This is a genomic window from Kitasatospora sp. NBC_01302 (assembly GCF_035976515.1).
GTDB lineage: Bacteria > Actinomycetota > Actinomycetes > Streptomycetales > Streptomycetaceae > Kitasatospora.
In genome coordinates, this window is sequence record NZ_CP108404.1 from 7,147,001 (window position 1) to 7,162,063 (window position 15,063).

General features: G+C 75.6%; 11 protein-coding genes. 4 read left to right on the plus strand and 7 right to left on the minus strand.

The window, feature by feature from the left end; translation table 11 throughout:
* Positions 1-22: 22 nt before the first annotated feature.
* Entirely contained in the window at positions 23-799 is a 777-nt protein-coding gene (locus OG294_RS31400; RefSeq protein WP_327069936.1) for a DUF427 domain-containing protein, read from the minus strand.
* A gap of 318 nt (positions 800-1,117) precedes the next feature.
* On the opposite strand from OG294_RS31400, the gene OG294_RS31405 reads away from it, so the two are divergent.
* Positions 1,118-1,786, plus strand: a complete 669-nt coding sequence (locus OG294_RS31405) for a rhomboid-like protein (protein WP_327069937.1) — start codon at positions 1,118-1,120, stop codon at positions 1,784-1,786.
* A gap of 77 nt (positions 1,787-1,863) precedes the next feature.
* The gene (locus OG294_RS31410; RefSeq protein ID WP_327069938.1) at positions 1,864-3,162 is read left to right on the plus strand and encodes a nucleotide disphospho-sugar-binding domain-containing protein; all 1,299 of its coding nucleotides are present in this window, start codon (positions 1,864-1,866) and stop codon (positions 3,160-3,162) included.
* Between the two features lie 122 nt (positions 3,163-3,284).
* On the opposite strand, the gene OG294_RS31415 is transcribed toward OG294_RS31410, so the two are convergent.
* The 6 genes from OG294_RS31415 to paaI all read right to left on the minus strand — a co-directional run bounded on the left by OG294_RS31415 (position 3,285) and on the right by paaI (position 8,895).
* A complete protein-coding gene (locus OG294_RS31415; RefSeq protein WP_327069939.1) occupies positions 3,285-4,394 on the minus strand; it encodes a PP2C family protein-serine/threonine phosphatase in 1,110 nt (369 codons plus the stop codon).
* A gap of 139 nt (positions 4,395-4,533) precedes the next feature.
* On the minus strand, positions 4,534-4,740 hold the full coding sequence (locus OG294_RS31420; protein ID WP_327069940.1) for an MbtH family protein: 207 nt from the start codon (positions 4,738-4,740) through the stop codon (positions 4,534-4,536).
* 175 nt (positions 4,741-4,915) lie between these two features.
* Positions 4,916-5,122, minus strand: a complete 207-nt coding sequence (locus OG294_RS31425) for a DUF4287 domain-containing protein (RefSeq protein WP_327069941.1) — start codon at positions 5,120-5,122, stop codon at positions 4,916-4,918.
* A gap of 134 nt (positions 5,123-5,256) precedes the next feature.
* Positions 5,257-6,792, minus strand: a complete 1,536-nt coding sequence (locus tag OG294_RS31430; RefSeq protein WP_442789253.1) for an AMP-binding protein — start codon at positions 6,790-6,792, stop codon at positions 5,257-5,259.
* Positions 6,793-7,042: 250 nt separating this feature from the next.
* Positions 7,043-8,398 carry a phenylacetate--CoA ligase PaaK gene (paaK, locus tag OG294_RS31435; protein ID WP_327069943.1) on the minus strand — a complete coding sequence of 452 codons (1,356 nt, stop codon included), beginning with the start codon at positions 8,396-8,398 and terminating at the stop codon, positions 7,043-7,045.
* Positions 8,395-8,895: a hydroxyphenylacetyl-CoA thioesterase PaaI gene (gene paaI / locus OG294_RS31440; protein ID WP_327069944.1), complete on the minus strand. Its 501-nt coding sequence runs from the start codon at positions 8,893-8,895 to the stop codon at positions 8,395-8,397. The genes paaK and paaI overlap by 4 nt, the downstream gene beginning before the upstream one ends.
* A gap of 351 nt (positions 8,896-9,246) precedes the next feature.
* Here paaI and OG294_RS31445 point away from each other — a divergent pair, with 351 nt between their 5' ends.
* Positions 9,247-10,113, plus strand: coding sequence for a DUF4132 domain-containing protein (locus OG294_RS31445; RefSeq protein WP_327069945.1), 867 nt, complete (start codon positions 9,247-9,249; stop codon positions 10,111-10,113).
* Positions 10,110-15,053: a DNA-binding protein gene (locus OG294_RS31450; protein WP_327069946.1), complete on the plus strand. Its 4,944-nt coding sequence runs from the start codon at positions 10,110-10,112 to the stop codon at positions 15,051-15,053. The genes OG294_RS31445 and OG294_RS31450 overlap by 4 nt, the downstream gene beginning before the upstream one ends.
* Positions 15,054-15,063 lie beyond the last annotated feature (10 nt).

Sequence of the window (15,063 nt, forward strand, 5' to 3'; positions counted from 1 at the left end):
TCCGCCGGACGGGCTCTGGCCGCTACGGGCGTGCCTGCTTGCGGCCGTCGACCCAGAGGTCGACCCGCTCGTTGTAGAACGCGACCAGGCCGGCGATCGGCGCGAGCTGATGGGTGGGGAAGTCGTAGCACCAGGCGAGGTCCGGGTGCAGCCGCCCGCCGATCCGGGCCGACCAGTACCCGGTGGTGGTGCCCTTGTAGGGGCACGCGGTGACGGTGTCGCTGGGGACCAGGGAGCGGAAGTCCACGTCGGTGCGGTCGAGGTAGTACCGGGTCGGCAGGCCGGTCTCGAAGACCAGCACCGGCGAGGACGACTCGGCGAGCACCGTGCCGTTGCGCTCGACCCGCACCGTGCGGGTCGAGCGCAACGCGTCCACCCGGACGTACGGGCTGCGCGGGTGCACGAAGACCTGCTCGTCCTCCTCGAACCACGCGTCCAGCGCGCCCCACTCGAAGCGCGCGGTGCCGCCGAGCCCGGGGACCGGCGACTGCGGCAGCACCTTGGCCGCGCCGGGCCGCCACTCGTCGCCGAGGCGCAGCCCGTGCCGCTGGGCGGTGCCGCGCGAGCTCTCTTCGAAGGCCGCGTCCCCCTCCTCCGGCACCAGCAGCCCGGCGCGGACGTCGGCCAGCGGGATGTAGTACTGCGGGTAGTACGGCACCTCCCAGACGTAGTGGGCCCGGGTGGTGTCGAGAACGGTCTCGCCGGCCAGCACCGCGCGGATCCGCCGGGGCACCGGTTCGACCTGGTCGACCTGGACGTTGACCTGCGGATAGGCCGCAGGCTCGGGTTGGTCGTTCACCGCGGGCTCCCTTGCTTCGGGCGGGGCGTGGTCCGTCTCCCAGCCTAGGCCGTGTCTCACAATTCCCGTCAGGCGCGCGACGCCGGGCGCCCGACGCCGCGCGCTGATCCGACGCGAATTGTGAGACACGGCCCAGGTCCCCCGGTGGGGTCGGGGGTGGCCTTCATCCGGGGGCGCGCGGCCGCGATGGCGCGCCCCCGGGAACCAGGCCCGAGGCGCGGCAGCCGGGGGCGGCAAGCGGACGGCAAGTTTTTGTCGATCCGGGTCGGCGATCATGCGGCTCGTCGCCTCCGCACCGATCCTCTGGAGCCAGCACCGATGTCCCTGCTCAGGGCCGCCCCCGCCGCGCCCGCCCGGCGCACCCTGCTGCGAAACCCGGCGTCCTGGTACGTGGCGGCGCTGGCCCTCGGGTGGCCGGTCGAGGCGCTGCTGTCGCCCGGCCGGCTGAACCACCTGCAGGAGTGGTCGTCGGCCAACCTGGCGAACCTGCACCCGTGGCCCGCGGGCCATCCGGTCGGGGCGCTGGTGGTCTCGGCCTTCGTCCCGCCGGACTCCGCCTGGGTGTGGCCGCTCTTCGCGCTCGCCACCTTCACGGTGGTGGAGCTGCTGGGCCCGGCCCGAGCCGTGGTGTCGCTGGTGCTCGTGCACGTGGGTGTCACGGCGCTGACCGAGGCGCTGGTGTGGTGGCGGATCCACCACGACGCGCTGCCGGCCGTGGCGGCGCACGAGCTCGACACCGGCCCCTCCTACCTGGTGGTCACGGCGATGACGGTGGCGCTCTGCCGCGCCCGGCCGGTGTGGCTGCGGGCCGGCTGGCTGCTGCTGCTGGCCCTGGCCTGGCCGGACCTGCTGGACGGGATCGGGGACGGCGACTGCGCCGCCGTCGGCCGTCTGCTCGCGCTCGCCGCGGGCCTGGCCCTCTCCGGCGCGCTCGCGTGCGCCGAGCGGCGCCGCCGGGGCCCGGCGGGCCGGGAGGGCGACCCCTGAAGCCGGCCGACCCCGACCCGGCACCCGCCGGCCCGACCACCAGCCCGACCATCAGCCCACCCGATCACGGAGCACCTGTGTCCCGCATCATCACCGTCGCCATGCCCGCGCACGGCCACACCGGTCCACTGCTGGCCATCACGGCCGATCTGGTCGCCCGCGGCCACGAGGTGGCCTTCCTCGGCGGCAGCCGGTTCGCCGAGGCGGCCGGGGCCACCGGCGCGCGGTTCGTCGCGCTGCCGCCCGTGGCCGACTTCGACGACCGCGACATCAACGCGGCCTTCCCCGGGCGGGCGGAGCTGCCGGCCGGTCCCGAGCGCGCCCTCTTCGACGTCCGGCACATCTTCATCGACCCGATACCCGCTCAGTACCAGGCGCTGCAGGCGCTGTTGGCGGAGTTCCCGGCGACGGCGGTGATCGGCGACAGCCTCTTCCAAGGCATGCTGGGGCTGGCCCTGGCGCGGCCGAAGGGCGAGCGGCCGGCCGTCGTCAGCATCGGCACCGCCCCGCCCACCCTGCAGAGCGTGGACACCGCGCCGTTCGGCCCCGGGCTGCCGCCGCTGGCGGGGGAGCAGGGGCGGCAGCGCAACCTGGCGCTGAACGCGGAGGCGACCAGGCGCGGCGAACCGCTGCGGCAGTATGCCGCCGCGCTCTTCGCCAGCGTGGGGGTCGCCCTCCCCGAGGGGCCCCGGACCGACACGATCGTCCGGGCGCCGGACCACTACCTCCAGCTCACCGTGCCGGGCTTCGAGTACCCGCGCAGCGACGCCCCGGCGTCCTTCCGGTGCATCGGCGCGCTGCCGCCGCTCGCTGCCGCCGAGTTCGAAACCCCCTCCTGGTGGCACGAGTTGACGGACGACCGGCCGTTGGTGGTGGTCACCCAGGGGAGCCTGGCCCACGACGACCTGACCGAGCTGCTGGTCCCCGCGGTGCGGGCGCTGGCGGACCACGAGGCGCTGGTGGTCGCGGTCACCGCCCGCCCGGACGGTCCGCAGGCCCTGGCCGAGCGGCTGGGCACGCTGCCCGGCAACGTCCGGGTGGCCGGCTACCTGCCCTTCGAGCGGCTGCTGCCGCACGCGGACGTGCTGGTCAGCAACGGCGGCTACGGCGGCGTGCACACGGCGCTGCGGCACGGCGTGCCGCTGGTGGTCGCGGGCGCCGGCGAGGACAAGCCCGAGGTCGCCGCCCGGGTCCAGTGGAGCGGCGCCGGGTTGGACCTGCGCACCGGACGCCCGGCGGAGGCCGACCTCGCGGACGCCGTCGGCCAGGTGCTCGGCAAGCCGGCGTTCCGGGAGCGGGCCCGGGCGCTGAGCGCCGAACTCGCCGCGCACCGGCCGCTCGACGCGATCGCCGAGCTGGTGGCCGCCCTGGGGTGACGCCGGGCCCGCTGCACCGGGCGGGCCTGCCGGGCCGGGCGGGCGTGCTGCGCCGGGCGGGCCCGGGCGGGCCTCGGCCGGCGGGGCTGTCGTGTCGGGCGGTCCCGCCGTGCCAGGGCGGGTCAGGGTCCGCCCGACCCGGCCCCGTCGGCCCGGCAGGTCACCGCCAGCAGCGCCATGTCGTCGTCCCGGGGGCCGCCGGTCCACCGCTCGACGTCCCGGGTCACGGCCGCCACCAGCTCCCGCGGCGCGTCCCGGTGTCCCAGCCCGGCCAGCTGCTGCAGGGGGTCGTAGAACTCCCCGGCGCCGTTCCTGGCCTCGGTCACCCCGTCGGTGACCAGCAGCAGCGTGTCGCCCACGGCGAACGGCCAGTGGTCGGGCCGCGGGCGGGGGCCGCCGAGGGCGGCCATCCCGAGCGGCACCCCCGGATCGCCGGCGTCGAGCCGGCGCACCCGGCCCCCGCCCGCGGGCAGCAGGTAGGGGCCGGGGTGGCCGCAGTCGAGCAGCCGCAGCTCGCCCCGGAGCGGATCGAACTCGCCGAGCAGCGCGGTGATGAAGCCCTCCATCCGCAGCTCCTCGTCGCTGTGCGCGACCTCCCGCAGCAGGGCGTGCTCCACGCTGTCGGCCAGGGTGACCAGATCGGGCGCCCGCTCGGCGTTCTCCCGGAAGGCGCCGAGCAGCACCGAGACGGCGGTCACCGCCTTGAGGCCCTTGCCCCGCACGTCCGCGATCAGCAGCCGCACCCCGAACGGGGTCTGCTGCACGGCGTAGGCGTCCCCGCCGATCAGCGCCTCGGTCTGGGCCGCGGTGTAGCCGGTGGCCACCCGCAGCGGCCCGACCTCGGGCGGTGGCGAAGGCAGCACGGCCAGTTGGGCCGCGCGGGCCACCGACTGCAGCAGGTCGAGCCGCCGCCCGTGCCGGGCCACCACCTGGTTGAGCCAGAACCCGACGGACACCGCCAGCAGCGTGTTGGCCAGTTCGAGGTAGCCGGAGTCGTTGCCGACCGAACCGTCATGGGCGAGCAGCACCAGGATCCCGACGACGATCGCGAAGCTGACGAGCACCGTCTCGCGGAACGACAGCAGCGTCCCGGCCGTCACGGCCGCCGCGGCCAGCATGGGATCACCCCAGTACTCGACGGGGGCCAGGGCGTTCCAGGTCAGCCCGGCGGCGATCAGCGCCCACGGCGCCAGCCGCACGTAGCGGGGCAGCCGTTCGGAGATCGATGTCATGGGCGACCACGCATCCCGGGAGAGGTGGGGCTCTATCGATCGTATCCGCCGCCCCGCCCCGCGGCCAGGCACGCCCGCCCCTCCCGGACACCGCCCGTCAACGGGCGGTCACGGCCCACCGGCTCACCCGCCGGTGGCGTCAGGTCGTCGCGCGGGCGAGGCTCGCGGGGCGCATGTCGGTCCAGTTGGCCTCCACGTACTCCACGCAGTCCTGGCGGACGGCCGGGCCGTGCACCACGGTCCAGCCGCGCGGCACCTCGGTTCGGGCGGGCCACAGCGAGTGCCGCCCCTCGTCGTTCACCAGCACCAGGTAGCTGCCGTCGACATCCTCGAACGGGTTCGTCATCGCTCTGTCCTCATCGTCAGGTGCGCTCGGGCGTGTGGACTTCCGGGTGCGTCCACCGAGGGGCGGGCATGGTGCTCGGGCCGGGGCCGAGTGTGGCCACCGGCCCGGAACGGAAGACCGCGACGACGCGAACTGGGGATGAATTCGCCGAGCGTTGCCGGTGCATCCCCTCGGATCAGCGGCCCTCGGCGAGGGTGTGGGCGACGAGGGCGTTGGCATGGCCGTGGCCGAGGCCGTGCTCGGTCTTCAGCCAGGCGACGAGTTCCATGTGCCTGCGAAGGGGCGAACTGCGGATGAGCTCCTGCCAGTGCGCGACCGGATGGCCGTACTTCTGCTCGATCGAGGGGAAGTAGCTGGCGGGGCCCTTCACCGGTGCCGTCATGAGCGGGTTCCTTCCGGGGAGCGGGGTCCGTGAGGACGATGCGCCCAGGCTAGGGGCCGGCGCTGACAACGGCGCCCGGGCTCCGCGGGGGAGTACCCCGCGGAGCCCGGCGCGCACCGGCGGCCGGCGTCCGGTCAGGCGGCCTGCTCCTCCGCCCGGCGGCGCAGCAGCTTCTTGTCCGGCTTGCCGACGTCCGTGAGCGGCAGCGCCTCGGCGAAGGTGATCCGGGCCGGCTCGTACATCGCGCCGCGCTCCTCGCGCACCATCGCACGCAGCTCGGCCTCGTCCACCGTGGCCTCGGGCGCGAGCACGATCACGGCGTGCACCTGCTCCATCCGGTCGGCGTCGGGGACGCCGAAGACGGCGCTCTGCAGGACCTGGGGGTGGGCGTTGAGCACCTCCTCCAGCTCGGTGGTGTAGACGTGGCCGCCCACCACGATGATCATGTCCTTCAGCCGGTCGAGGATGTAGAGGTAGCCCTCCTCGTCGAAGCGGCCGAGGTCACCGGTGTGCAGCCAGCCGCCGCGCAGCACCTCCGCGGTCAGCTCGGGCTGCTTCCAGTAGCCCTCCATGACGGCGTCGGAGCGCACGCAGATCTCGCCGAGCTCGCCGGTCGGCAGCGCGCGGCCCTCGGGGTCGCGGATCTCCACCTCGACGCCGGGCAGCACCTTGCCGGCCGAGCGCAGCAGTTCGGGGCGCTCGGGGTCGTGGTCGGCGGTGCCCAGCGTGCTGATCCCGCCGACCTCGTTCTGACCGTAGAACTGGAAGAGCACCGGGCCGAACCGCCGCAGGGCGTCGAGCAGCCGGGCGGGGGAGGCGGGGCAGCCGCCGTAGACCACGCTGCGCAGGCTGGAGGTGTCGGTGGTGGCCGCGTCCGGGTGGTCGAGCACCTGGTAGAGCAGCGGCGGCAGGACGAACAGCTGGGTGATCCGCTCCCGCTCGACGGTGGCGAGCACCTCGGCGGCGTCGAAGTCCTCCAGCAGCACGACGGTGCCGCCGCCGCCCAGGGTCCGGTCGGCCAGGTGGCCGGCCACGTGGGCCAGGGTGGTGCAGACGAGCTGGCGCTCCACCTCCGCCAGCTCCTCCAGCTTCCGCTGGAACGCCTCGGCCTGCCGGAAGGTGGTGCAGATCCCCTTGGGGTGGCCGGTGGTGCCGCCGGTGTGGCGGATGCTCATGATGTCGGTGGGCTTGGCCCGCGCGGCCAGCGGCTCGGCCGACTGGCCGGCGGCCAGCTCCAGCAGGTCCTTGCCGACCCCGGCCGGGCCCAGCGTCAGGACGGTGGACACCGGTGCGAGGTCGAGCAGCTCGGTGGCGCGGTCGGCCAGTCGCGGGTCCACGATCAGCGCGGTGGTCTCGATGTCGCGCACGATGGCCGCCTGCACGTCCGCCGAGAGCTTGTTGTAGAGGTGGTTGACCGTGCAGCCGATCAGGTTGGCCGCGTAGCGCACCGCTATCGTCTCGGGCAGGTTGCCGCTCAGCAGGGTGATGGTCGTTCCGCTCCCGAGTCCCTGGTCGAGCAGCGCGCGGGCCATCCGGTAGATCAGCTCGCGCAGCTCGCCCGCGCTGATCCGCCGCTCCCCGTGGACCACCGCCTCCCGTTCGGGCCAGCGCGCGAGCGCGTTGAGATTTTCCTCCACGTACATGCCAAATGCTTGGTCGTCGCCAGACATGGCGGCCGGTCCCTTCTGCGGTCGGCGCGCGCTCCCCCTGCGCATCGTCGGCCCTTCGTCATATCCCTTGGTGTCAGCCTGTGGTGACGGACCAGCAGATCTGCTCGGGCCCGGGCATGCCCCGTCTCCGTACGGCTGGTTGCTTAAGGCAACCATACGTACGGTAATCGTATCCACACGCAAGATCAAGCGCCATGGTGACGGCGTGGTGACCCCGGGTAGGCGTGCGGGCGGGCGGGCCGGCCCGGCGTCACGCCCCGCGCAGGTCCCTGACCCGGCGGATCTTGCCGACCGAGCGCTCCAGGGTCTCCGGGTCGACGACCGCCACCGCCACGCTCACCCCGATCCCGTCCTTGACCGCCCTGGCGATCGCCCGGGCGGCGGTCTCGCGCTGCTCGGCGCCGGTGGCGGGCGATGCCGCCTCCACCTGGACGGTCAGCTGGTCGAGCCGTCCCTGCCGGGTCAGTCGGAGCTGGAAGTGCGGGGCCACGCCGGGGGTGCGCAGCACGATCTCCTCGATCTGGCTGGGGAAGAGGTTGACCCCGCGCAGGATGATCATGTCGTCGCAGCGGCCGGTGATCTTCTCGATCCGGCGGAAGGCAGGTCGGGCGGTGCCGGGCAGCAGGCGGGTCAGGTCGCGGGTGCGGTAGCGGATGACCGGCAGCGCCTCCTTGGTGAGCGAGGTGAGCACCAGTTCGCCGTGCTCGCCGTCCGGCAGCGCCCGGTCGGTGAGCGGGTCGACCACCTCGGGGTAGAAGTGGTCCTCCCAGACGTGCAGGCCGTCCTTGGTCTCCACGCACTCCTGGGCCACCCCGGGGCCGATCACCTCGGACAGGCCGTAGATGTCCACGGCGTGGATGTCCATCCGCGCCTCGATCTCGCGGCGCATCTCCTCGGTCCACGGCTCGGCGCCGAAGATGCCCACCCGCAGCGAGGTGGCGCGCGGGTCCAGGCCCTGGCGCTCGAACTCGTCGAGCAGGGTGAGCAGATAGGAGGGGGTGACCATGATGATCTCGGGTCGGAAGTCCTGGATCAGCTGGACCTGACGGGCCGTCATGCCGCCGGAGGCGGGGATCACCGTGCAGCCGGCCCGCTCGGCGCCGTAGTGGGCGCCGAGGCCGCCGGTGAAGAGCCCGTAGCCGTAGGCGATGTGCACCTTGTGTCCGGGGCGGCCGCCGGCGGCGCGGATCGAACGGGCCATCACCCGGGCCCACATGTCCAGGTCGCGCTCGGTGTAACCGACCACCACCGGGCGTCCGGTGGTGCCGCTGGAGGCGTGCAGCCGGCGCACCTGGTCCATCGGCACTGCGAACATACCGAAGGGGTAGGTGTCGCGCAGGTCGGCCTTGGTGGTGAACGGGAATCTGGCCAGGTCCGCCAGGCTGCGGCAGTCCTCCGGGCCGACCCCGGCCGCGTCGAACTTGCGGCGGTAGAGCTCGACATGATCGTAAGCATGCCGCAAGGTGGCCTGCAGCCGGGTGAGTTGGATGGCTCGCAGCTCCTCGGGCGGCAACTTCTCGGCCTCGTCGAGCAGTTCGGCGGGCAGCGGCTCGCCCAGGCGTCGCACCGGCCCGGCCGACGCTCCGGTCGGCTCTCCGCCCGTCACTGCCCCGCCTCCCCGTCCTGCCCGGTCGCCGGACCGCCTGCCGGTGGGTACGGGGCCGCGGCGGGTGGGGCCGGGGTGCGCAGGTCCCGGCTGCGGCCGCGGAACTCCGCGATCACCTCGTCGCCGCGCAGCACGGTGACGTCGTAGACGCCGTTGCGCCCGTAGCGCACCCGCTCGCGCGCGGTGGCCACCAGCACGTCCCCCAGGTGGGCGGGGGCGACGAACTCGATGTCCGCGCCGGCCGCCACGGTGACCGGCCCGTGGCTGTTGCAGGCACAGGCGAACGCGGTGTCGGCGAGCAGGAAGAGGAAGCCGCCGTGGGCGATCCGGTGCCCGTTGACCATCGCCGCGGTCACCGTCATCCGCACCACGGCCCGTCCGGTGCCGTGCTCCAGCAGCTCGATGCCGAGCCCGCGCGAGGCCTGGTCGGCGGCCAGCATCGTCTCCACCGGCCCGAGCGCCCGGTCGGGGCCCTGTGTCACGGACGTCTGTGTCATGCGATCCACCACCCTGGTACCGACCGACCATTCGGTCTGTCTGCGGCACGGCCTAGTAATCCAGCATCCCCACGGCATGTCAAGGGTCGCCACTCCGGCCGCACGGACGGTCGCCGCCCGGCCCCGGCCTGTGATCTGCGTCATGATCGACTGCTGCCCGGCCTGGTGCGTACAGCGAGCATCCGCACCTCGCTGCAGACCCCGCCGCCCGCGGCCGCCGCGGCCCCGCCGACCCGTCGGCCGTTGTCCGTGTCGGGCGCTAGCTTTCCCCCATCACCGCGAAACGGGTGTCCGGACCCCCGTTCAGCTGCGGGGTTTCTGACGACGTGTCGAACACGAGGTGGGTCCGTTATGGGTTGGCTGGCGGCGGGCGACGGGTATGAGGTCGCCCTGGTGGAGGGCAGGGTGACGGCGCGCTCGACGCGCGGTCGCTCCGGTGGCAGGGTGCTGAAGTCGCTGCCGAAGGCGGTCCGGGAGCACCCCGAGACGGACCGGCTGCGCCGCTTCGCGACCTGGCTGGAGCGCCACGCCGTCTCCTGCCGCGAGCAGGTGGACGCCTGGATGGTCTCCTCGCTGCCGGTGCCGACCGGGCTGCTGGCGCGGGTGTGGCCGGACGAGGCCTGGCAGGCGGCGCTGCGCGACCTCGCGGTGGTGGGGGAGGGGGCCGAGGAGGTCGGGTTCCTGCGGGACGCGACGCCCGAGGGCGAGCTGCGGCTGGTCGACCTGGACGGCGAGACGGTGCGCATCGCGCCCGCCACGGTGACGCTGCCGCACCCCGTGCTGCTGGCCGACCTGGACGAGCTGCGCGAGTTCGCCGCCGAGCTGGGGGTGGTCCAGGGGGTCGAGCAGATCCACCGGGCGACCTGGCGCAAGCCGGCCGAGCAGCCGGAGAAGGCCACCGAGGTACGGGAGTTCGCCGGTGGCCGGTTCTCCTCGCGGTTCGGCCTGGCGGCCCGCGCCACCTCGCTCGGCTACCGGGTCTCGGGCGGCTACGCGACCGGGCGGGTGCGGGATGCCGGGCAGACGGTCGAGCCGGCGGTGTGGATCGGCGAGCCGTACTGGGACGGCGTCGCCGAGACCGGCGCGCTGAGCTGGCGGGACGCGGACGGCCGGGCGCTGACGCTGCGCGAGGTCGGCCCGGTCGCCTGGTCGGAGGGGATGCGGATGGCCGCCGCGCTGTACGCGGGCCGCACCGTCGAGGAGGTCAAGCAGGCATGAGCACCCCCGCCGACACACCCACCACGACACCCACCACGACACCCACGAACGCCCGGGGGAACAGCACTGTGACGACGACCGAGGCGCGGGCCGCCGAACTGCTGCGGGCCGGCGCGGTCCTGCCGCCGGGCACCGAGGGCGCCGGCGAGCGCGCCGTGCCGCTGACCACCCGCGGCTACCGCCACCCCGGCCTGGACGGACGGGTCGTGGTGCGGCTGGTGCCGGCCGAACTGGGCGCGGCGGAGGACCTGGTCGCCGGGTTCCTCGGGCTGGAGCCGGACGGCGCCCCGGCCGAGGTGGGCCTCGGCCTGCGCCAGGCGCTGGGCTTCCCCGAGTGGGTGCTCGCGCACCACCCGCAGGACGGGCACCACGCGCTGGGCGTGGTCCCCGAGGTGGAGCGGCTCGCCCGGCAGGCCGCCGGCCGGCCCAAGGCCGCCCTGGACGGCTACCTGGCACTGGGCGAGCGGCTGGCCGCGGCCGTGCCGCACTTCCTGCCGACCTTCTACGAGCAGGCGGGCCGGGTCTTCCTCGGCGCCGAGAACCCGCAGTACGCCGCCCAGTTGTTCACCCGGGCCCGCAAGGCCGAGGCCCAGCACGGCCTGCCGGTGGACGAACAGCGCCTGGACGCGGTCTTCCTGGAGTTCGCGCTGGCCGGCGCGCTGCCCGTCAAGGTGCTGTCCGGGTACGCCAAGGAGCTCGGTGCCCGGGTGCCGGCCGCCGAGGCCTTCGAGCGGTTCCGGCACCTGTGCCTGCGCCGCACCGCCGGCGGCCTGGAGCCGTCCGCGGTGATGGCCACCGACCTGCGCCGGCTGGCCCGGGCGGCCGCGCTGGACCCGGAGGCCGCCGAGGGCGCGTACCTCGCCGAACTGCTGGAGCTGCCCGCCACCCTGCGTGCCGCCACCGGCTGGTGGCAGCGCCACCGCGCGGCCCTGGTGTCCCTGGGCCGGCGCGACCCGGCCGTCCGCGGCCGGCTGCTCGACCTGATGCCGAGCGCCCACGACGACGAGTCGGGCACGCTCTGGCTGGACATCCTCGCCGAGACCGGGGCGGTGGCGGGCCTGTGCGACGGCACCCTGCCGGCCGGGCAGCGCCCGTGCGACGGCACCGCCGGATGGTTCGGCCGCTTCCTCGAACGGCACGGCAGCCGCTGGGGCGGCCGGGCCCGGATCCCTGCGCTCTATCCGCTGGTCGACCGGTTGGTCGACCAGCTGCGGGCCGAACTCGCGGCGGCGGGCACGGCCCTGCGGATCCCCGAGACCGACCTCGACCTGCTGGACCAACTGCTGGCCCTCGGCGTGCCGGTGGCCGATCCGACCGAGCGCACCAGCCTGCGGCTGGACAACTGGGCGCAGGAGGAGCACCGGCGCGACCTGCTTGCGCTGGCCGCCGACCCGCGCTTCCACGCCGCCTTCCGCAGCGGCGCCGACCGGCTCGGCAACGGCCCGGCCGGACGCCAGGCCCTGGGTCTGCTGGCCCGCTCGCCCGGTGGCCGCCCGCTGCTGGCCGCCTGGATGGCCGAGGTCGCCCGCGGCTCCACCGCGGTGGGCCTGCCCGGGCTGGCCAACGCCTTCGACCGGCTGGGCTGGCTGCCGGGCGAGGTCCTGGCGCTCGCGGAGGAGGAGGTCCGGGCGGTGGCCGGCACCGACCTGGGCGCCCTGCTGGCCGGCTGCCTGCGGGCCGGGCTGCTCGACGAACTCGGCTGGCCCGCCTGGGACCAGGCCGCCGCCGAGCTGGTCCCGCGCAAGGACATCGACGAGATCGTGGTCGCCGACGCCTGGCCGCACCTGATCGCCTCCGGCGCCTCCCAGGCCCGGGTGCTCGACGCCGAGGGCACCGTGCTCACCCACGACCTGCGGTTCCCGGCCGGCGACCCGGCCGAGCGCGGCTTCCACTACGTGGACGGCTCGCTGCTGGTCCAGTGGCGCTCGAAGGCCAACAACCGCCAGGTGCTCGGCTACTGGCACACCGCCGCCGACCAGGTGTTCACCATGCCCGAGGGCACCGGCTGCCGCGGGATGCGCACCTACTGGCTCGGCTCGCTGGACACCCACGGCCTGCCGCTGCCCGGCGGTGGCCGCACCACCGGCCACGGCGTGGTGCGGGCCGGGGACACCGCGTTGCCCGCCGAGCGCGCCGTCATCGGCGACGGACGGTCCTGCTGGGTGTGGGCCGACCCGGAGGGCACCCGGCAGTCGGCCTGGCACGAGTACGACCCGGTCACCGACACCGTCGGCCGGGCGAGCGCGCCCGCCTTCCTCGCGGACGCGCTGCGCGGGGCGCCTTCGGGGAGCGTGCTGGAGTCCGGCTGGGTCAAGCCCGCGCCCACCGGGGACGGCGGCCTGCTCGGCTGGCGGACGATCCACCTGCCGGACGGCTCGCACCGCGGCGAGGACCTGGCCGGCGGTGCCGTCACCCTGGCGCCGCACCGGGGCACGCCGCTGCGTCTGGTGCACTTCCCGGGCGCCGCACGGCCGCAGGCCGTGGTCCGCGACGGCAGCTACGGCATCCGGCTGGTCGACGCGGACGGCGTCACCACCGCCACCGCCCGTACCGACGCCGCCCCCGGCGCCTACGCCCAGGGCACCCTGATCCTGCCCCCGCTGCGCTACTGGCACTACCTGCGCCCGCGCGACCCGCAGGGCTCGGCCGCGCTGCGCCAGGTGTCCGACGAGACGGCCGCCGCCCTGCTCGAGGCCGCCGGCGCGGCCGACCCGGAGCGCCCGGCCGAGCTGGCCGCCGAGATCCGCGCGCTGCTGCCCGAGGTCACCGACGAGGCGCTGATCGCGGGCATCGCGGGCGTGGTGCGCAGCGCGGTGGGCCCGCGGCAGCGGCTGGCCGCCGTCGCCGAGCGGCTGGAGCTGGAGCTCGCCGGCGGCGCGGCCCCGGCCGAGGAGGCGCCCGGGCCCGACGACGCGTCGCTCGGGCTTGCGCTCGACGGTCTCGGCGCGCTCGGCGGCTGGTACGGGGGCCAGGACTCGCGCGGCGGCGCCGAGCAGCTCTGGTTCCTCACCCGGGCGGCCCGCCCCGGGGCCCCGGCCGCGACGCCGGGCACCCTGCACCTGGACGCCCCGCAGGCGCCCTACCAGCGGCTGCTCTGGGCCGAGCTGCCCGCGCTGGCCGAGGCCGTCGCGCTGCGCGCGGTCACGGCGTCCTCCACCGCCGAGGACCGGACGGCGCTGCGCGGCTTCGTCGAGGTGCTGGCCGGCCTCGGCCTCACCAGCCCGGCGGGCGCCGCCCGCTGGCGCAGCGTCCGGCTGCGGCTGCCCGCGGCGCGGACGGCCGGCCGCGCCACCGGCGGGCGGCACGGCAACCCGGTGCGGCTGCTGCCGCTGGGCGACGGCGCCTTCCTGCTCGTCACCCAGAACAGCACCCAGGTCAACGGGGACATCGAGTGCGCCGCGCTGTTCCACGACCCGGCCGAGCGGTTCGCGGTGCCCGCCCCGTACGAACTGCTCGCCGACGCAGCGCCGGTGGCCACCGCGCCGGACGGGCGCGCCGAGGCCGTGCTCGCCGTCGCGGCCGAGCGCGGGCCGGCCCCGTGGTTCCCCGAGGCCGCCGCGCGGTTCGCCGAACTCACCGGCGTCACCGGCACGCTGGCCGCGCTGGTGGTGGCCGGCCTGCCCCGGCTGGAGGGCTGGCACCGCAACTTCCTGCCCCCCGGGACCCGCGCCCTGCTCGGGCTGAAGGTCGCGGACGCGGCCGTGGCCCGCGACGAGCTGCGCGCCCTGCCCCCGCTCACCCGCCGCCGGCTGCTCGCCGCCCTGCTGCCCGCCGACCCGGAGCAGCTGTGGACCGGCGGACCGGACGCCGAGGCGGCTGCCCGGGTGTGGAACGAGCTGATCGGCCGCCGGGTCGCCGTCCCCGAGGCGCTGCTGGCCGAGGCCGGCCGCGCCGTGCGCACCGAATTCTCCGCCCGCCAGGCGCTCGCCGCGGTGCTCGACCCGGCCACCACCCGGGAGTTGACCGAGGACCTGGTCTGGGCCGTCAAGGGCGACCGGGCGCACCCGACCGACCCCACCCGCACCGGGTTCACCGCGGCCACCCTGGTCGCCGTGGTCACCATGGCCGGCTGGCTGGCCCACCGGCTGCCCGCCGGCGACCCGCTGCGCAGCACGCTGCCGGCCGCGCTCGACGCCGTCCGGGCCCGACTGGCCAACCCCGACCTGCTGCTGGACCTCGGCCGGTACGTCAGCCTGTCCGGCTTCCGCAGGATCGCGGGCGCCCCGACCGAGACCGGCCAGGGCTACGAGCGCTACGGCGCGGTGCTGCTGTCCACCCACGACGACCAGCCCGCCCCCGCGATCCGCACCGCCCTGCTGGACGCGGCCGGCGAGGACCCGTACCTGCCGGTGCTGCGGGCCGACGGGGCCCAGCCCTTCCCGGCCGAGACCGCCCTCAAGGCGGTGGGCTCGGCGGACTTCGCGGCCCTGCTCGCCGACCCCGGGGACCCGGCCGCGGGCGAACGCGGCGCGGACGGCACCTGGTGGCCGCAGGACCCGTCCCGCTCGGTGCCCGACCTGGTCGCGGCCGTCACCGAACGGCACGGCCTGGGCGCGGACGCCGCCGTGCTGTACCTGATGCTGCTGGCCATGCCCGACCCCACCGACCGCAACACCGCCCGCTGGACGGGCTGGAAGCCGGCCCGGCTGAAGGCGGCCCGGGCCGAGCTGGCCGCGAGCGACCTGGTCGTGCAGGCCACCCGGACCCGCGCCGGTCGCACGCTCTTCCTGCCCGGCGGCTGGAGCGAGCAGAGCAGCCCGCGCCTGCCGCTGGAGACCTGGAAGCTGCCGATGTTCGACAGCACCCCGTCGAGCGCCCAGGTGCCCGGCGAGCCGGCGGCGGCGCTGTACCGCCGGGCCTGGCAGCGGCTGCTCGACGGGGACCTGCCGCGCTTCGAGGAGCTGCGCACGCCCCGCGCCCGCCGCGGCCGACGGCGCTGACCGCCCGGCT